The 17,720-nt window shown below is 70.8% G+C and carries 19 protein-coding genes and 1 riboswitch; of the genes, 6 read left to right on the forward strand and 13 right to left on the reverse strand.

Going from position 1 to position 17,720, the window contains the following annotated elements; genetic code table 11:
* Positions 1-35: 35 nt before the first annotated feature.
* The 5 genes from ACFY5C_RS01825 to ACFY5C_RS01845 all read left to right on the forward strand — a co-directional run bounded on the left by ACFY5C_RS01825 (position 36) and on the right by ACFY5C_RS01845 (position 5,288).
* Positions 36-1,121 (forward strand): M12 family metallopeptidase, encoded by a 1,086-nt coding sequence (locus ACFY5C_RS01825; RefSeq protein ID WP_389439327.1) that lies wholly within the window; start codon positions 36-38, stop codon positions 1,119-1,121.
* A 546-nt stretch (positions 1,122-1,667) separates the two neighbouring features.
* Positions 1,668-2,444: an ABC transporter permease gene (locus ACFY5C_RS01830; protein ID WP_389439329.1), complete on the forward strand. Its 777-nt coding sequence runs from the start codon at positions 1,668-1,670 to the stop codon at positions 2,442-2,444.
* A gap of 116 nt (positions 2,445-2,560) precedes the next feature.
* On the forward strand, positions 2,561-3,613 hold the full coding sequence (locus tag ACFY5C_RS01835; protein ID WP_389439331.1) for an ABC transporter substrate-binding protein: 1,053 nt from the start codon (positions 2,561-2,563) through the stop codon (positions 3,611-3,613).
* Positions 3,600-4,391, forward strand: coding sequence for an ABC transporter ATP-binding protein (locus ACFY5C_RS01840; RefSeq protein WP_389439333.1), 792 nt, complete (start codon positions 3,600-3,602; stop codon positions 4,389-4,391). Before ACFY5C_RS01835 ends, ACFY5C_RS01840 begins: the two co-directional genes overlap by 14 nt.
* Before the next feature lie 27 nt (positions 4,392-4,418).
* On the forward strand, positions 4,419-5,288 hold the full coding sequence (locus ACFY5C_RS01845; RefSeq protein WP_389439335.1) for a TauD/TfdA dioxygenase family protein: 870 nt from the start codon (positions 4,419-4,421) through the stop codon (positions 5,286-5,288).
* Positions 5,289-5,343: 55 nt separating this feature from the next.
* Here the strand turns inward: ACFY5C_RS01845 and ACFY5C_RS01850 are convergent, their stop codons facing one another.
* The 11 genes from ACFY5C_RS01850 to ACFY5C_RS01900 form a co-directional block, all read right to left on the reverse strand.
* Positions 5,344-6,468, reverse strand: coding sequence for an LLM class flavin-dependent oxidoreductase (locus ACFY5C_RS01850; protein WP_389439337.1), 1,125 nt, complete (start codon positions 6,466-6,468; stop codon positions 5,344-5,346).
* On the reverse strand, positions 6,461-7,552 hold the full coding sequence (locus ACFY5C_RS01855; protein ID WP_389439339.1) for an LLM class flavin-dependent oxidoreductase: 1,092 nt from the start codon (positions 7,550-7,552) through the stop codon (positions 6,461-6,463). The genes ACFY5C_RS01850 and ACFY5C_RS01855 overlap by 8 nt, the downstream gene beginning before the upstream one ends.
* Complete coding sequence (locus tag ACFY5C_RS01860) at positions 7,549-8,922, reverse strand: NtaA/DmoA family FMN-dependent monooxygenase (protein ID WP_389439340.1); 1,374 nt, start codon at positions 8,920-8,922, stop codon at positions 7,549-7,551. Before ACFY5C_RS01860 ends, ACFY5C_RS01855 begins: the two co-directional genes overlap by 4 nt.
* Before the next feature lie 20 nt (positions 8,923-8,942).
* Positions 8,943-10,184 carry an LLM class flavin-dependent oxidoreductase gene (locus ACFY5C_RS01865; RefSeq protein WP_389439342.1) on the reverse strand — a complete coding sequence of 414 codons (1,242 nt, stop codon included), beginning with the start codon at positions 10,182-10,184 and terminating at the stop codon, positions 8,943-8,945.
* Between the two features lie 79 nt (positions 10,185-10,263).
* Positions 10,264-10,398, reverse strand: a complete 135-nt coding sequence (locus ACFY5C_RS01870) for a putative leader peptide (protein WP_389439344.1) — start codon at positions 10,396-10,398, stop codon at positions 10,264-10,266.
* A 43-nt stretch (positions 10,399-10,441) separates the two neighbouring features.
* Entirely contained in the window at positions 10,442-11,464 is a 1,023-nt protein-coding gene (locus tag ACFY5C_RS01875; protein WP_389439346.1) for an ABC transporter substrate-binding protein, read from the reverse strand.
* Between the two features lie 77 nt (positions 11,465-11,541).
* Positions 11,542-12,366 (reverse strand): amino acid ABC transporter ATP-binding protein, encoded by an 825-nt coding sequence (locus ACFY5C_RS01880; RefSeq protein ID WP_389439348.1) that lies wholly within the window; start codon positions 12,364-12,366, stop codon positions 11,542-11,544.
* Positions 12,363-13,346 carry an amino acid ABC transporter permease gene (locus tag ACFY5C_RS01885; RefSeq protein ID WP_389439350.1) on the reverse strand — a complete coding sequence of 328 codons (984 nt, stop codon included), beginning with the start codon at positions 13,344-13,346 and terminating at the stop codon, positions 12,363-12,365. Before ACFY5C_RS01885 ends, ACFY5C_RS01880 begins: the two co-directional genes overlap by 4 nt.
* 182 nt (positions 13,347-13,528) lie before the next feature.
* Positions 13,529-13,678, reverse strand: a complete 150-nt coding sequence (locus ACFY5C_RS01890) for a hypothetical protein (protein ID WP_389439351.1) — start codon at positions 13,676-13,678, stop codon at positions 13,529-13,531.
* Between the two features lie 32 nt (positions 13,679-13,710).
* Positions 13,711-13,818, reverse strand: a riboswitch (SAM riboswitch).
* Positions 13,819-13,885: 67 nt separating this feature from the next.
* Positions 13,886-14,782, reverse strand: coding sequence for a glutathione S-transferase C-terminal domain-containing protein (locus ACFY5C_RS01895; protein WP_389439353.1), 897 nt, complete (start codon positions 14,780-14,782; stop codon positions 13,886-13,888).
* 72 nt (positions 14,783-14,854) lie between these two features.
* Positions 14,855-14,953, reverse strand: a complete 99-nt coding sequence (locus tag ACFY5C_RS01900) for a putative leader peptide (protein ID WP_328877807.1) — start codon at positions 14,951-14,953, stop codon at positions 14,855-14,857.
* A gap of 162 nt (positions 14,954-15,115) precedes the next feature.
* On the opposite strand from ACFY5C_RS01900, the gene ACFY5C_RS01905 reads away from it, so the two are divergent.
* Positions 15,116-15,856 (forward strand): class I SAM-dependent DNA methyltransferase, encoded by a 741-nt coding sequence (locus ACFY5C_RS01905; protein ID WP_389439355.1) that lies wholly within the window; start codon positions 15,116-15,118, stop codon positions 15,854-15,856.
* Between the two features lie 33 nt (positions 15,857-15,889).
* Here the strand turns inward: ACFY5C_RS01905 and ACFY5C_RS01910 are convergent, their stop codons facing one another.
* Both ACFY5C_RS01910 and ACFY5C_RS01915 read right to left on the reverse strand, forming a co-directional pair.
* Complete coding sequence (locus tag ACFY5C_RS01910) at positions 15,890-16,348, reverse strand: RrF2 family transcriptional regulator (protein ID WP_389439357.1); 459 nt, start codon at positions 16,346-16,348, stop codon at positions 15,890-15,892.
* Between the two features lie 51 nt (positions 16,349-16,399).
* Positions 16,400-17,605 carry an acyl-CoA dehydrogenase family protein gene (locus ACFY5C_RS01915; protein WP_389439359.1) on the reverse strand — a complete coding sequence of 402 codons (1,206 nt, stop codon included), beginning with the start codon at positions 17,603-17,605 and terminating at the stop codon, positions 16,400-16,402.
* Between the last annotated feature and the right edge of the window lie 115 nt (positions 17,606-17,720).

Consider the following 17,720-nt stretch of genomic DNA (forward strand, 5'->3'; position numbering starts at 1 on the left):
AGGCGCCGGCGGCGGGCCGACGGCAGGCTGTCCGCATGACCGCTCGCTACTGCTCCCTGGCGCAGCAGTCGGCCCCCGCCTTTGCGCCGGGGCTGGCCGCCGAGCGGCTCAGTGCGCTCATCGGCGGCCGCCGGATGTGGGTCAACGGCACGGTGCTGCACTACTGCTTCTTCGACCGGGACTCCGACGGATCCGTGATCGGCGATCCGGAGACCGGCGAGATGCGGCTTGTGTCGTGGGTCGGCAGCAAGGAGCAGCAGGACGTCGTGCGCGAGTGCTTCCAGGAGTGGCTGGGACTCGGCATCGGGCTGTCGTTCGTGGAGGTGCGCGACCGGTCCGAGGCCGAACTGCGCATCGGCTTCCAGCTCGGCGACGGCTCCTGGTCGACCGTGGGCAAGGACGCGCTCCGGGTCGGCCTCAACGAACGCACCATGAACTTCGGCTGGGACCTGACCGTGCCCGGCGAGCGCGGAACGGCCCTGCACGAGATCGGGCACGCGCTCGGCATGCTGCACGAGCACCAGAGCCCGTTCGCCGGCATCCACTGGGACGAGGAGGCCGTCTACGCCGATCTGGCGGGCCCGCCGAACTTCTGGAGCCGGGACAGGACGTTCTTCAACATCCTGCGCAAGCTCGATCCGAACGAGGTCAACGGTTCCGCCTGGGACCCGCACTCGATCATGGAGTATCCCTTCTCGGCGGGGCTGATCCTGGAGCCGGAGCAGTTCCGGGCGGGCTTGAACCCGCCGGGTGTGCTGTCCAGGGCCGACAAGGAGTTCGTCCAGCGCTGGTACCCGCCGGCCGGGACGCCGGAGCCGCGGGAGCTGGTGCCGTTCCGTTCGGTGCCGCTGCGGCTGGGTCCGGCGGAGCAGGCCGACTTCGTCGTCGAGCCGCCGGAGACCCGTGAGTACACGGTGGGCACCTTCGGCGACAGCGACACCGTCGTCGTGGTCTTCGAGGAACGGGAAGGCGAACCCCGGTACCTCACCGCTCAGGACGACGGCGGCGCCCCGGAGAACGCCACCGTCAAAGCCCGCCTCGTCAAGGGCCGCCGCTATCACGTCAGAGTGCGCCTCTACTCCAGCTGGGGTTCGGGGGAGACAGCGGTCATGTGCTGGTGACGGCACGGATCCGCTGACGCGCTCGGACGCGGGAGTCCACAGTCCGGCGCCGGGGAAGTGGGCGGGACGCCACCTTCGGGGGAGGGTGACGTCCCGCCCACGCCGACGCCACGGGCTGACACAGGATGTCTGCCGGTGTTCCAGGGAGTGGACGCCTGTTGGTAAAGGGCTGCGGCTGCGGTAGGAATAGGCCTCATGATTCCCGAGCCCCTCGTGCGACGCCTGGTCATCGACCTGTGCCGACGCCCGGGCTCGGGTTGTTGTTGCTGACTCAGCCCCGTCTCACGTGCCGCGCCGCCCGGTGGTCCCACCCGGCGAGAGCGGTTCGCGCACCCTGCCGCAGGGTGCATTTCTCCGCTTCGTTCAGCATCTTTCCCGCTCGGGGCCGGCCGCCCATGTCGGTCGACGGCAGCAGCTCATGTCCCGGCGCCCCATGGAGGACGCCCCGTGTCCACAACTCCCGCTCTGTCCAAGCCTGATCGCACCCGCACGTCTGCCGACGTACCGCCCCGGCTCCGCCCGCCTGCACGGGGCGTGTGGGCGCGCGTGCGCCCTGTCGCACTGCCGGTCGGCTCGCTCCTGTTCTTCCTCGTCCTGTGGCAGCTGCTGGCGGCAAGCGGGACGTGGAGCGCCACGCTGGTTCCGCCGCCGGCCCAGGTGTGGGACGCGTTCATCGACGTGTCCACCACGCACGACGGCGTACGGGGCTACAACGGCACCACCCTCGTCGAGCACCTCGGCATCAGCCTGCAACGCATCGCGCTCGGGGCCGGCATCGGCATTGCCGCCGGGGTGGTCTTCGGGCTGCTCATGGGCACCGTCGGCTGGGTGCGCTCGCTGTTCGAGCCCTGGATCACCTTCCTGCGGACGCTGCCGCCGCTGGCGTACTTCTCCCTGCTGATCATCTGGCTGGGCATCAACGAGGAGCCGAAGGTCACGCTGCTGGCGGTGGCCGCCTTCCCGCCGGTGGCGGTGTCGACCACCACAGCCGTGGCGGCCGTACCGAAAAGCCTGATCGAGGCGGCCCGTGCCCTCGGCGCGTCGCGGTGGGCCGTCGTCCGGGACGTCGTGGTCCCGTCCGCTCTCCCGGAGACGCTCACCGGGGTCCGGCTCGCCGTGGGGGTGGCCTACTCCTCTCTCGTCGCCGCCGAGTTGGTCAACGGACTGCCCGGCATCGGCGGCATGGTCAAGGATGCCGCCAACTACAACAACACCCCGGTGGTGCTCGTCGGCATCATCGCCATCGGCGTCTCCGGGCTCGTCATCGACGGGCTGCTGCTGCGGCTGGAACGCGCCGTCGTCCCGTGGCGCGGCCGCGCATAGGACCGCGTAGAAGACCCACCTCCCGCCCCGCGGAGAAGACACCCCGCTGCCCCGCGCAGCAGACGAAACTCTCTGCCTCGCGCAGAAGAACCCCTCAGCACAGAAACGGCCCTGACATGTCCCGTCTCTCCCCCGGCCCGTCCCGCCGGCTCCTGCTCGCCGGCGCCCTGGCCACGGTCTCCGCCGCCGTCACCGGCTGCTCCTCGGACACCGAGGCGGCCTCGTCCGGCGGTTCCAGGCAGCTGCGGATCGGCTACTTCGCGTTCCCCAGCGGGGACTTGATCGTGAAGCAGCGCAAGCTGCTGGAGAAGGCCCTGCCGGACTACAAGATCTCCTGGATCAAGTTCGACTCCGGCGCGAGCGTCAATCAGGCTTTCCTCGGCAAGTCCCTCGACATCGCCGCGCTCGGGTCGAGTCCGTTCGCCCGCGGCGTGTCGGGCAGTTCGCCGGTCCCGTACAAGGTCGCCTTCATCCTCGACGTGGCCGGCGAGAACGAGGCTCTCGTGGCCCGTAAGCAGACCGGTATCACCGACGTGGCGGGCCTCAAGGGCAGGACCATCGCCACGCCGTTCGCCTCCACCTCGCACTACAGCCTGCTGGCGGCGCTGGAGGAGGCCGGACTGAAGACGTCCGACGTCAAACTGATCGACCTGCAGCCGCAGCCGATCCTCGCCGCCTGGCAGCGCGGTGACATCGATGCCGCCTACGTCTGGCTGCCCACCCTCGACGAACTCCGCGAGACCGGCACACAGTTGACGAGCAGCAAGGAGATCGGCGCGGCGGGCAAGCCGACGCTCGACCTGGCCGTCGTGTCGGACGAGCTGATCGCCCGCGATCCCAAGGTGATCGGCACCTGGCGGTCGGTGGCGGCTCAGGCGCTGCGGCTGCTGAAGTCCGACCCGGACGGCGCTGTCAAGGACGTCTCCGCCGAACTCGGCATCAGCACCGCCGACGCCAAGGCACAGCTCGCGCAAGGGGTGTTCCTCACCCCGGAGCAGGTCGCCTCGGCCGACTGGCTGGGCACCGACGGCAGCCCGGGCAAGTTGCTGACCTACGTCACCGACACCGCCCAGTTCCTCGCCGGCCAGAAGCAGATCGACGCGGCGCCCTCCGAGGCGGTCGTCCGCAAGGCGTTCTACCTGAAGGGGCTTCCCGATGTCCTCAAGTGACACTGTCGAGGCCGCAGTTGAGCCGGCCGTCGACGGTTCCGTCCGGATCGAGCACGTCACTCATCGATACGGTCCCGTCACGGCCGTCGGCCCGGTCGATCTGACCGTCCCCGCAGGCGAGTTCCTCGTCCTGGTGGGTGCCTCCGGCTGCGGCAAGAGCACCCTGCTGCGGCTGATCGCCGGGTTCGAGCAGGCCACGCAGGGTTCGGTCCGGGTGTCCGGCAAGGCGCCGCGGCCCGGCGAGGCGGCCGGGGTGGTGTTCCAGTCGCCGCGGCTGTTCCCGTGGCGGACCGTGCAGGGCAACATCGACCTGGCGCTGCGGTACGCAGGCATCCCTCGTGCCCAATGGCCCCAGCGGCGCGCCGAGTTGCTGGCCCGGGTAGGGCTGGAGGGCACCGAGAGGCGGCGCGTCTGGGAGATCTCCGGCGGGCAGCAGCAGCGCGTCGCCATCGCCCGTGCCCTGGCCGCCGAGAACCCCCTCTTCCTGCTGGACGAGCCGTTCGCGGCGCTGGACGCGCTGACCCGGGAGCGGCTCCAGGAGGACGTACGTCAGGTCACCGGCCGTACCACGGTGTTCGTGACCCACTCCGCCGAGGAGGCGGTGTTTCTCGGCTCCCGCATCGTCGTGCTGACGAAGGCCCCCGGGACCGTCGCCCTGGACCTGCCGATCGACCTCCCCCGCGGTGAGGTCGACGCCGACGAGCTGCGCGAGTCACGGGAGTTCGCCGAGCTGCGCGCCCAGGTGTCCCACGCCGTCAAGACAGCCGCCACTGCCTGAACTTCGTATCAAGGAAGGGATGTTCGGATGACCGTCATCGCCCCGCCACAGCTCCCCCTCACCCCCCTCGGTCCGAACTTCGGTGCCGAGCTGCACGGTATCGACCTCGCTCGCCTCGGCGACGAGCAGATCCAGGCGATCCGGGAAGCGCTCGTGGCGTACAAGGTGCTCTTCGTGCGTGGCCAGGACGGCCTCGACGACTCCGCGCAGATCGAGTTCGGCCGCCGCCTGGGCGAGGTCACCGCCGGGCACCCGATCCACGACTCCGGTGACGTGGCGGCCGAGGTGTACGCGCTGGACAGCCAGGACAACGGGTTCTCCGACGTGTGGCACACGGACGTGACCTTCGTACGCCGGCCTCCGGCGATCTCCGTCCTGCGCGCCGTCGTCCTGCCTCCCAACGGTGGCGACACGAACTGGGCGGACAGCCAGCTCGCCTACGAGTCGCTGTCGCCGGGCCTGCGGGCGTACATCGACACGCTCACCGCCGTGCACGACGGCAACCGCGCCTTCGGCTACTACCTCGCCCAGCAGCGGCGGGGAAGCGGAAACGTCTGGGAGGGCGAGGTGTTCACCGAGCTGGTGCCGGTGGAGCACCCGGTGGTGCGGGTGCACCCGGAGAGCGGGCGCAAGGGGCTGTTCGTGAACCCCGGGTTCACCTCGCACATCACCGGGGTCTCCGAGTACGAGAGCCGGGGCATCCTCGACATCCTGTACGCCCACCTGACCAAGCCCGAGCACGTCGTACGGCATCGTTGGCAGCCGGGTGACGTCGCACTGTGGGACAACCGCAGCACGGCGCACTACGCCAACCGTGACTACGGCGACCGGCGTCGCGTCATGCACCGCATCACGTTGCGCGGGGACACCCCGGTCGGCCCCACGGCTCACCGCTGACCGCGTGTGCGCAGGCAGGCCCGGCGGCGGTCTCCCGCACGCCGGGCCTGCCGTTTCACCTGCGACTCCACTCCCGCGCCAGCAGTTCGTACGACCGCACCCGGTCCGCGTGGTCGTGCGTGATCGTCGTGATCAGCAACTCCTGCGCCCCGGTGGCCTCCTGAAGCTGCGCCAGCTGGTCGGCCACCCGGCCCGCCGACCCCACGAACTGCGTGTCGACGCGGTCCTGGACCAGCGCCCGGTCCTCGTCGCTCCAGACGTGGGCGCGGGCCTCGTCTGGGGCCGGGTACTCGATGGCGCCTTCGGCGGTGCGGATGCTGCGGACCCACGGGCCGTAGCCCGCCGCGAGTTCGCGGGCCGTCGTGTCGTCCTCGGCGACCACGACATCGGCCGAGACGCTGACATAGGGCTTGTCGAGGAACTCGGAGGGCTTGAAGCAGGCGCGGTAGCCGTCCACCGCCTCCAGGACGGAGGCGGGGCTGACATGGTAGTTCGCGGCGAAGCGCAGGCCGCGGGCGCCTGCGGCCTCGGCGCTCGGGCCGCCGGTGCTGCCCAGGATCCACACCTCGACGTCGGCGCCCTCGCCCGGCACCGCGTGTGCCTCGATGGCCTCCGGGGATCGGTAGGTGCCGGCCAGCAGCGCGAGGATGTCGTCGATCTGCTCGGTGTAGTCCTGCGACTCGGCGCCCGGCAGCAGGAGCAGTTTGCGCTGCAGGGCGATGCGGGGTGAGCCGAGGAGGTGCTCGAAGGAGAAGCGGGGTGGGATCAGCAGGCCGTTGGGGGCGCGGCCGTCGACGACCGGCGTCGGCTTCGCAGTCGTCGCCCTCTCCCCCGGTGGGCGGCCGCCCGAGCGGCCGAGGCCCAGGTCGAGGCGGCCGGGGTGCAGGGCGTCGATCAGGCCGAACTCCTCGACCGTGGACAGCGCGGTCCGGTGACCGAGCTGTACGGCCCCGGAGCCGAGGCGGATGGTGGAGGTGGCCGCGGCGGTCAGAGCCAGGGCGACCGCGGGGGACGTACCCGCCACACCGGGGTTCAGGTGGTGTTCGGCGAACCAGTAGCGGGCGTAGCCGAGGCGTTCGGTCTGCCGGGCGAGGTCGATGGAGTTACGCAGGGCGTCCGCTGCCGTCGAGCCGGAGGAGATCGGTATCAGGTCCAGGACGCCGAGGGGGATGTCAGACATGGACTCGCTCCTGCGCTGTCGGTGCTGCCGGAAGCACCGGGGCCCAGGCGAAGGGCGGGTCCGGGATGTCCTTGCGCAGCACGGGTGCCACCGCCGACTGGAACAGTTCCAGCGAGTCGCGGTGCTGGGTGTCGGTGAGGCCGCTCGCGTCCGCCTGGACGTGGACCGCCGTGTGGCCGAACTGCTCGTGGTAGCGGTGCACCTTGTCGATGACCTGCTGCGGGCTGCCGATCAGGGCGGAGCTGCGCTCGACGAAGTCCTCCAGCGTCTCGAACGCGACGGGCAGTCCCGCCTGCCGGTAGAAGGCCAGGTTGGCCTCGAAGACCGGCTGGTAGGCGGCCAGGGCCTGCTGGGAGGTGGGGGCCACGTGGATGCCTGCCGTGCCGGCCCCGATCGCGATGTCGGCCGGGTCGTGGCCGTAGTGCTCCCAGCGTTCGCGGTAGTGACGGATCAACTCGGCGTACGGTTCGATGGGGTTGGTGACGTTCGCGGAGAACAGCGGGTCGCCGTAGCGGGCGGCCAGGTCGACCGACTCCTTGCTGGTGGCGCTGCCGTGCCAGACCCGGACGGGCTGCTGGTAGGGACGCGGCCACACCTCGGCGTCCGTCAGCGGCGGGCGGAAGCGGGTCGCCGCGGTCACCTTGTCCTGGCGCCAGATCCGCCGGAATACCTCGTAGCTCTCTGCGTTGCGGTCCCACTGGTCCTCGGGTGTGACGTGGAACAGGTCGCGCTGGGCCGCGCCGTTGCCCTTGCCGATGATGAGGTCCAGCCGGCCCTCGGAGAGGTGGTCGAGGGTGGCGTAGTCCTCGTAGGCGCGCACCGGGTCGAGCAGGCTGAGCGTCGTCACGGCCGTGAAGAGCCGTATCCGCTTCGTCAGGGCGGCGACATGGCTGAGGACGACCGTAGGGGACGAGGAGATGAACGGCCGCTCGTGCCGCTCCCCCACGCCGAAGCCGTCGAAGCCCAGCTCCTCGGCGAGCAGGGCGTTGTCGAGGACCTCGCGGAAGCGCTCGTGCGTGGGCTTGCGCACCCCGGTGACCGGATCCGGGCGGTGCACGATCAGGGTGATGGCGATGAACTTCACGACGCGAGCCGCTCGTCGTGGTGCCCGTCGGGGTGCGTCAGGCCGAGGTGTTCGCGCAGGGTCGTGCCTTCGTACTCCGTGCGGAACACGCCCTGTTCCTGAAGCAGCGGGACGACCTTGTCGGCGAACTCGTCGAGGCCGGCCGGGGTGATGTGCGGGACGAGGATGAAGCCGTCGCTCGCGTCGGCCTGGACGAAGTCGTTGATGGTCCTGGCGACGGTGGCCGGGGAACCGACGAAGTTCTGCCGGTTGCCGGTGTTGATGACCAGGTCGCGGATGGACCACTTGTTGGCCTCGGCCAGTTCTCGCCACTCGCGTGCGGTGGCCAGCGGGTCCCGGTACATGCGGACCTGGGCGCGGCCCTGGGAGATGTGGTCGTCGCCGATGTCCGGGTCGATGTCGGGGAGGGGCCCTTCCGGGTCGTACGAGGACAGGTCCCGGTTCCAGACGAACTCCAGGTGCTTGAGGGCGGTGGCCCCGCTGACCTGTCGGCGGCGCACCTCGCGGGCGAGCTCCTCGGCCTCGGCGTCCGTGTCGGCGAGGGCGAAGGTCTCGGCGGGCAGGATGAGCAGCTGGCCCGGGCGGCGGCCGTACTTGGCCAGGCGGGACTTCACGTCCGTGTAGAAGGCCCGGCCACCCTCCAGGGTGCCGTGCCGGCTGAAGATGGCGTCCGCTTCCGCGGCGGCGAACTCGCGGCCCTCCTCGGAGTCGCCGGCCTGGAAGATGACCGGGCGGCCCTGGGGCGACCGTGGGACGTTGAAGTGTCCGTGGATGTCGAAGTGCTGTCCGGTGTGGAGGAAGGCGCCGGCCTTGGCGTCCCGCAGGAACGTGCCGGTCTCCTTGTCGGCGAGGATCTCGTCGCCGTGCCAGGAGTCGAAGAGCTCGTTCGCGGTGGCGAGGAACTCCTTGGCGCGGGAGTAGCGCTCCTCCTGCGGCAGGAAGCCGCCGCGGCGGAAGTTCTCGCCGGTGAAGGCGTCCCAGGAGGTGACGACGTTCCAGGCGGAGCGACCGCCGGAGAGGTGGTCGAGGCCGGCGAACTGGCGGGCGACCTCGTAGGGCTCGTTGAAGGTGGAGTTGATGGTGCCGGTCAGGCCGATGTGCTCGGTGACGGCGGCGAGCGCGGCGAGGATCGTGAAGGTGTCGGGGCGGCCGACGACGTCCAGGTCGTAGATCTTCCCGCCCTGTTCACGGAGCCTGAGCCCCTCGGCGAGGAACAGGAAGTCGAACTTGGCGCGTTCGGCGGTCCGGGCGAAGTGGGCGAAGGAGCTGAACTCGATGTGGCTGCCGGCCTGCGGGTCGCTCCACACCGTGGTGTTGTTGACGCCGGGGAAGTGGGCGGCCAGGTGGATCTGCTTCAGCGGCTTGGTCATGGCGGCGGGGTCCTTCCGGCTCAGGCGATGGGGGTCCCCCCGGGCTCGAGCGAAGTCGAGAGCCTGGGGGAGTAGCGGTTGGCGGGGCGGGCCAGACCGAGCAGGCCGCGCAGGGTGGCCGACTCGTAGGCGGTGCGGAAGGCCCCCCGGCGCTGGAGCTCGGGGACGAGTCCCCGGGTGATCCCCGGCAGGTCGCGTCCGGCGACGGCGGGGCGCAGCCGGAAGCCGGACAGACCGGTGCCGTGCAACTCCTGCAGCACATCGGCCAGTTGGGAAGCACTGCCCGTGAAGATCAGGGCGTCACTGGTGTACGGCTGTCCCGCGAGGGCCTCCAGCCGTTCCCGGCGTGCCCTCGCGGCTGCCGGGTCGTCGTCGAGGAAGACCACGATGTCTCCGAAGATGTGCAGCGGCTCGGCGGCCCGACCGGCGGCGTCCTGCTCGGCGCGGATCCGGGCGACGATCGCGCGGGCCTCGTCGGCGTCGTGCGGGGTGACGTATCCGACGTCGGCGGCGCGGGCCACGAGCCGGTACGGGACGGTGTCGTGGGCGAGCGCGCTGACGATCGGCTGCCCCTGCGGCGGACGGGGTGTGATGGAGGGGCCCCTGACGCTGAAGTGCCGGCCCTCGAAGTCGATGTAGTGCAGCTTGTCGCGGTCGATGAAGCGCCCGGTGGCGGCGTCCCGGATCTCGGCGTCGTCCTCCCAGCTGTCCCAGAGGCGGCGCACCACCTCCACGTGGTCGGCGGCCTCGTCGAAGAGGTCGGTCACGACCTCCTGCGCGGCCGGGCTGTCGTAGGCCTCGATGCGCGCGACGGTACGGCGGCCGAAGTGCGCGGCCTCGTTCGGCCGGGCGGTGATCTGCACGCGCAGCCCCGCGCGCCCGGCGCTGACGTAGTCGAGGGTGGCGATCGCCTTGGAGATGTGGAACGGCTCCGTATGGGTGGCGACGACCGTCGGCACCAGACCGATACGGCTGGTCAGCGGGGCCACGCGGGAGGCGATGAGGACGGCGTCGAGGCGACCGCGCACCTGGTCGGTGCGCTCGTCCGGGTCCAGGGAATGGGAAGACTGGAGACCGAGGCCGTCCTCGATGGTCACGAAGTCGAGCAGTCCGCGCTCGGCCTCGGTGACCAGGTCGGCCCAGTAGCCGGCGGTGAACAGGTCCCGGGGGCGGGCCACCGGCTCGCGCCAGGAGGCGGGATGCCAGCCGGTCCCGTCCAGGGCGACGGCGAGATGCAGGGAGGGAGAGGGTGTTGAGGACACGAGTCGGTGCCTTCCTGAAAGTCCGTGACAGAACGCCGACGGCCTCACGCGGGGGTGGGCTCGGCGGTGGAGGAACGGGTCAGGAGCAACAGAGCGCGCCGGCCACGCGCTGGAGGTCGATGTGGGGCCGGGAGTGGAGGTGGACGGCGTGGAACATGTGCGTCACGTCCGCCACCTCCGTCCTCCCGGTCGCGCGCTTTCGCGCCTCGCACATCTCGGCATGAGTCACAACGCGCCGGCCTCGGCGGGTGTTCCCGTCAGGAGTTGTCCAACGGCAGACCGGGCGGGTTGACCTCCGACTTGGCCACGGCCTCACCCGAGAGGTTCCAGGCGGCGAGCCACTTGGCGTACTGGCCGTTGTCGATCAGGTGGTTGATCGCGTCGGCGAGGGGCTGGGCGAGGCCGCTGTCCTTCTTGGCGGTCGCGGCGATCAGGCCCTGGAGCGTCGCCCCGGCACCGGAGAACTGGCCGGCGATCCTCGTCGGGCTGGGCGTGCCCTTGGTCTGGGTGACGTGGTAGGAGAGGTTGGGGCTGGGGCCGAAGTAGGCCTCGATCTTCCCGCTGTTGAGGGCCAGGTAGGTGCTGTTGTTGTCCTGGAAGTACTTGACGGTCAGCTTCTTGCCCTCCTTCTCCAGCCTGTCCTTCCACTCCAGCAGGATGCGCTCCTGGTTGGTGCCGGCGCCGACGGAGACGGTCTTGCCGGCGAGGGCCTGGTAGTCGCCGTCGAAGCTGAACTTCGAGTCCTTGAGCGCCTCGAAGGCGAGGTCGTCCTTGCGGTAGGAGGCGAACTCGTACTTCTGCTTGCGCTCCTCGGTGTCGGTGATGTTCGAGAAGCCGACGTTCACCTTGCCGCTGTCGATGCCGACGAAGAGGTTCTCCCAGGTGAACCGCTTGACCTCGGGCTCAAGGCCGAGGACGGCCGCGACCAGCCGGGCGAGGTCGATCTCGGAGCCGGTGAGGGTCTTCTGGTCGCTGCCCACGAAACCGAGGGGCGGGGCGCCGGAGGGCAGGGTGCCGGAGCCGATGACCAGCTTGCCGCTCTTCTTGAGGGCGTCGGGCAGCTTCGCGCTGATGGACTTCACCTCGGACACCTTGAGGGTGGTCTCCTTGGCGGCTCCGTTGGAGAGCCGGCCGACGGTGACGGTGCCCGCGCTGTCGTTCGTTCTGGTGGCGGCGTCGCTGTCCCCACCGCAGGCGGCGAGCCCGGTGGCGAGGGTGGCGACCGCGGTCGCCGCGGTGATGCCGCGTATCAGGCTGCGTCGGGAGATGTGGGTGGGCATGGCCGTCCTTGGTGTTCAAGAGGGTGGTGAGGGTGGGGCGGGTGACGCGTGGGGGGAGCTCGTGGGGAGCGGGGGGCTCAGAGGACCTTGCTGAGGAAGTCCCTGGTCCGCTCGTGGCGCGGCTTGTCGAGGAGCTCGGAGGGCGGACCCTGCTCGACGATCCTGCCGCCGTCGATGAAGACGACCCGGTCGGCGATCTCGCGGGCGAAGCCGATCTCGTGAGTGACGATGACGAGGGTGGTGCCGCTGGTCGCCAAGTCCTTGATGACGGACAGGACTTCACCGACCAGCTCCGGGTCGAGCGCGGAGGTCGGCTCGTCGAAGAGGATGACGCCCGGGCGCAGTGCGAGGGCGCGGGCGATGGCGACGCGCTGCTGCTGTCCGCCCGACAACTGCCGTGGATAGGCGGCGGCCTTGTCGGCGAGTCCGACCCGGCCGAGGAGGTCGCGGGCGAGTTCCAGTGCCGCGGTCTTGGCGAGCTTGCCGGTGGCCACCGGGGCGGCTGCCACGTTGTCGAGGACCGTCAGATGCGGGAAGAGGTTGAAGTTCTGGAAGACGAAGCCGATCCTGCTGCGCTGCGTCAGGATGGCCCGCTCGCTCAGCTCCTTCAGCCTCCCCCGGCCTTCGGCCGGGGGGACCCCCATCTCCCTTCGGTCGCCCTGCCTGCGTACGCCGATCAGCTCGCCGTTGAGGCTGACGTGGCCGATCTCGGGCTTCTCGAGGTGGTTGATGACCCTGAGCAGGGTGGACTTGCCGGAGCCTGAGGGGCCGATGATCACGGTGACCTCGCCGGGCCGCACGGTCAGGTCGACCCCGTTCAGTACCCTGTGGGCGCCGTACCACTTGTGCACGTTGTGCACCTCCACAGTGGCGGGCGCGTCGTCGAGGGTCTCGGCGGTCATACGGCGGCCTCCCTGCGGATGCGGGCCCTCACGTCGGTGAACCCGGTGCGCAGCTTCTGCAACGGGGTCGGCGGCAGGGAGCGCGTGGCGCCCCGGGCGTAGTACCGCTCGACGTAGAACTGGACGACGGAGACGACGCTGGTGAGGATCAGGTACCAGACGGTCGCGACCATCAGCAGCGGCACGATGTCGCCGGGGTAGGTGGAGCCCATGGACTGCGCGGAGCCGAACAGGTCGAGCAGGGAGACGTAGAAGACCAGCGAGGTGCCCTTGATCAGTCCGATGAGCTGGTTGACGTAGTTCGGCACGATGGAGCGCAGCGCCTGCGGGAAGACGATCCTGCGGAACTGGTAGCCCTTCGGCAGTCCGAGCGCGGCGGACGCCTCGTGCTGGCCCTGGTCGACGGAGAGGATGCCGCCGCGGACGACCTCGGCGGCGTACGCGGACTCGTGCAGGCTGATGCCGACGACCGCGATGACCATGTCGGTGGCCAGCTTCGACTCGTCGAAGGAGAAGAAGGCGGGACCGAAGGGGATGCCCACGCTCAGCGTCTTGTACAGGGCGCTGAAGTTGTAGAGGAACAGCAGCACCACGATCAGCGGGACGGAGCGGAACGCCCAGACGTAGACCCAGCTGACCGCGCGCAGCACCGGGCTCTTCGACAGCCGGGCCAGTGCAAGCAGGACGCCGCCAAGGAGCCCCAACACCGCGCTGTAGGCGGTGACTTCGAGAGTGATGAGGAGCCCATCGAGGATGGTGGGCCGCAGGAACCAGTAGCCGAAGCGGTCCCACTGGTAGAAGGGGTTGGTCACCAGGCCGTGCACGAACTGGGCCGCCAGGACCAGGACCACCGCGGTGGCGATCCAGCGGCCGGGCCGCCTCAGCGGCAGCACGCGCTGGGCCGCGAGCTGTATGGGCGGGGCGTCGGCGGGCGGCGGTGCCTCGGCGAGGGAGACGACGGCGCCTGGGGGTTCACTCATGGAGGGCTCCGGCAGGAGTCGAATGTCCCCGGGACGCGGCGCACGGCGCGGCGACGACAGCCGCACTGCGGCTGCGGCTCGTCAGGACGCGGGAAGACGCACGGTCACCGGGTGGTGGGCGGACGACAGCACACCGCCGAGGCGGTGTTCGTCAGGGAGTGCGGGGCAGCAGACGGGAGAAGTCAGCCGCGGGCGCGGGCACAGCCCGGTGCGGTACACAGTGCGCTGTTGACGCGGAGCAGATCGACGGCCCGGTCGGCGACGAAAAGCGTCGCGTACGCCAGGGCGCGGCTCTGGGGGCGGCGTACGGCCGTCCTGGGAGCTGCGTCCATGGCGTCACTCACTCTTCCGGCCCTCGTGGGGGCCTTCGCGCTTACCGAAGTTATCCGGTCCGGTCGTCACCTGGGGCACCCCACCGCGATGCGAGGGTTGCCGGTCAGCCAGCCAGGGCTTGTCGCTGACGCTCATGACCGTTCTGGGCCGTAAGTTAAGACAGTTGCCCGAGCGGATGTCAACGCCGGTCCACTGTGCGGACCGGCTCATGGCCGCTCGACCTGCGCTCGCGCCCCGGTCCCGGCCGCCGCGTGGGCCGCCCAGTCCAGGATCTGGACGGCCGCTCCGGCGTCCTCCAGGCCCCGGCAACGAGCGTGGTGGCGGCGGGAGATGGCGTCGAGGTCGAGATGCGCGCCGAAGGCGGGGTGCGCGGCGAGCCGGCGCGCGTACGCCCACAGGGTGGCGTGCGCGGCGACGCGCTGGACCGCGGCGGCGTCCAGGTGATGCCGGTGGACGGTGTCGAGTTGGACGAGAGTGACCCACAACTCGACGTCAGTAGCTGTGATCTGATCACGAATCAGGTACTCGCGACCGTCCAGCCACCGGTCCAGCGCGCCCAGCGCACGCAGAAGTGTCCCGAGCGCCTCGTCCCGCTCCGCCCGCTCGGCACCGGCCGCCCCCGCGGCCTGTGCGGCCTCCTCGATGTCCTGCGCACACATCCGCTCGACTGCCTCGATCTCCGACTCCGCGCCGCACGGGTACAGCTCCAGTCGACAGCCGCCGAAGCGCCGGGCCAGGTCGCGGGTGATGTCGGGGGCGTGCGTGCTCACGATGCGCCCGGACCAGTCGTCGCTGAGGACCGGCGCGAGGGCCGGTCCGGCGTACCGGTGGACGCTGGCGTCGTACAGCGGACGCAGCGCTGCGTGCCCGCCGTCGGCGCAGTCGGGGATCGCGGGCAGGAAGGTCGCCGGGCAGACGTCGTCGAGGCCCAGCAGGCTGTGGGCGACGGCGATGCGCAGGCCGTCCGCACAGGCGGTCGTCAGGTGGAGGCGGTAGCGGCGCGGCACGGCGTAGTGGCCGCTGCGCTCGTCCCGGCCGATCCGGCCCCGGAAGGCGGGGGCGGTCGGTGCGGACGGATGGGCGGCCAGCGGTGTGACGGACATGACTCTCCCCGGGGCAGGCTGAAGGACGTACGCGTGGCTGAAGCTGTTGCGGACGCGGGCTCGGCTCGGGGGTCAGATGGCGCTGCAGACGCGGAGCAGATCGATGTGACGGCGGGACGTGAGAAGGGGCGTACGGCTCACTCGGCCAGTGACCGACTCAGGACGCCCCATGCTTCCCTACCAATTCACTAGGAAACTTGATTGGAGTGTCGGCCCGTCCGCGGCCGACGTCAAGAGGGCGTCCGAGGATCGAGCAGTCGGAGTCGCCGCTCGAGTGACGGCCGTCGGCAAATTCACGTGCCTCGTCACGGCGGCCGGCAGTACGGTCCCGGTGTGATCGATGGCGACGGCTACTTCGGAGAGAACATCGCGGCCACCTACGACACGTCAGCGGCGGACATGTTCCGCGCCGACGTGGTCGGCCCCGCGGTCGACGTCCTGACCGAACTCGCCGGCGACGGCACGGCGCTCGAACTCGGCGTCGGCACCGGCCGGATCGCGCTGCCGCTGGCCGGCCGCGGGGTCCCGGTGCACGGCATCGACCTGTCCCGCGCCATGGTGGACCGACTGCGCGCCAAGCCCGGCGGTCGCACCGTCCAGGTGACGATCGGGGACTTCGCGACGACGCGGGTGGCGGGCGAGTTCGCGCTCGCCTACCTCGTGTTCAACACGATCGGCAATCTGACCACCCAGGACGCCCAGGTCGAGTGCTTCCGCAACGCCGCCGCCCATCTGCGGCCGGGTGGCTGCTTCGTGGTCGAGGTGGGCGTGCCCGATCTGCGCCGGCTGCCGCCCGGACAGAGCGCTGTACCGTTCCACATCAGCGACACCCAGTGGGCGTTCGACACCTACGACGTCGCCACCCAGGCGATGAGCTCCAACTACGTCACCATCGTGGACGGCCGTGCCGAGCACTGGTCCATCCCGTTCCGGTACGTCTGGCCGGCCGAGCTGGACCTGATGGCCCGGCTCGCCGGTCTGCGGCTGCGCGACCGGTGGGAGAACTGGGCCCGCGAGCCGTTCACGAGCGAGAGCGGCAAGCATGTGTCGGTATGGGAGAAGCCGGACGACTGATGCGGGCGCCACCGACGAGCCGTGAGACGACGGTCAGGGATTCGTCCACGCCTCCGGGTCGTCCGCGAGGCTCAGGACGTCGTCGGGCAGCTTGGCCGCGGCCACGTGGGCCAGGGTGACCTCGCCCAGGATCTTGCGGACGTTGGCGCGTACGGCGATCCACAGCGGCAGCAGGGACTCCGCGGGGCCGATGTAGGAGAGGTCGGGCGGGCGTACGCCACGCACCGAGACCAGGGGGCCGTCCGCCACGCGGATCACCTCGGCGATGGCGATCGAGTCCGCCGGGCGGGCCAGCCGGTAGCCGCCCTTGCCGCCGCGCTGGCTGATGACGAGGCCGCCCCGGCGCAGGTCGCCCAGGATGCCCTCGAGGAACTTGTGCGGGATCCCTTGCGCCTCGGCGATCGCCTCGGCCTTGAGCGAGGTGTCGTCCCCTGCCGCGGCCAGCTCCAAAGCCGCCCGCACCGCATAGTCCGCCCTCGCCGAGATCCGCATGCTGAGATTATCCATCACTGCCGCGCCCGCCCCCACCGGCCGACCGTCGGGTCAGGCGGGAAGGCTGAACGGCGGGTGCGCGCCGTTGAGGAAGTAGTCCCCGACCTCGCGCAGTCTGTGGGCGATCGGCTCACGCAGGGTGTGTGTGCGGGTGTCGCGCCAGAAGCGGTCCAGGCCGTGCCGGGCGAAGGCGGCGGGCGCTCCGACGGCGTCCAGGGCCCGGGTGGTGATCTCCTGCGCGGCCCGGGAGGCGGCGGCCTCGGCCGCGCTCGCGAGGACGGCGATCTCCGCGCACTCCTCGTCGTCGACGTCCTCGCCCCGCGCCAGGCCGCGGATCAGGGCGTCCACCGCCTGGCCGGCGAGGGCCGAGGCGGCACGTGCGCCTACGGCGAGTTCGCCGAAGGCGGTCAGCACGTACGGGTCCTGCGGCGGGTGGCCCGGCCAGGGTTGCGGGGAGAACGGCTGCCAGGGGGACCGCACCGCCCGTCCGTGCTCGCGGACTTCGCCGAGCAGCCCCTCCACGACGCCGAGACAGAGGTGGGCGGAGACCAGCCGTGCGGTCGGCGCGGCAAGGCCGGCGAAGGGTGACAGGACGCCCTCGTCGCTGGAGAGGGAGCCGAGCACGTCGTCGGCCGCGACCGGCACGGCATCGAACCCGACGTCGCCGGCCGCTGCCAGCCGCTGGCCGAAGGTGTCACCACCGCTGCCGCTGACGACGCCCGGGTGGGCGGGATCGACCAGGACGGCGAGAGGCTCGCCGATGCCGGGCACGGCGGCACGGACGACCAGCCGGTCGGCGACACCGACTCCGCAGCCGTACCGCTGATGGCCGTCCAGCACATAGCCGTTGGCCGTGGGGGTGAGCGTGAGCGGCGGTTCCTGCGAGGCGATACCGCCTCCCCAGTGCCACTCCCCCGCCGCGAACGCCCGCTCGATCCGCGCGGCATGGTCGGGGCCGGCGAAGAACCGGGCGCAGAAGGACAGGAAGTAGTGGCCGCCCAGCAGGTGACCGATGGCCCCGTCGGCCGCGGCGATGGTCCGCACGACCGTATAGGCGGTGCGCCAGTCGGCGCCGCCTCCGCCGCGCTCGGCCGCAACGAGCAGCGTGAGCAGGCCCGATTCGCGCAGCCGGGCGACCTCGTCGAGGGGTGGCTTGCCGGCCTGCTCGCGCTCGACCGCGTCCGTGGCGAGGTCGTCCGCCAGTTCGCGGGCCGTGTGCAGCCAGTCTGCACACCTCGTTCCTGTTCCGGTTGTCATGGCGGACTTCCTTCATGGCCGAAGAGAACGCGGTGCCTGCTGCCCGGCCGACCGGGTCAGCGTCATCCTCACTCGCTCCACCGACCAGGGTCAACACTTCCCTAGTAATTCGATA

The organism is Streptomyces sp. NPDC012935 (assembly GCF_042900345.1).
GTDB lineage: Bacteria > Actinomycetota > Actinomycetes > Streptomycetales > Streptomycetaceae > Streptomyces.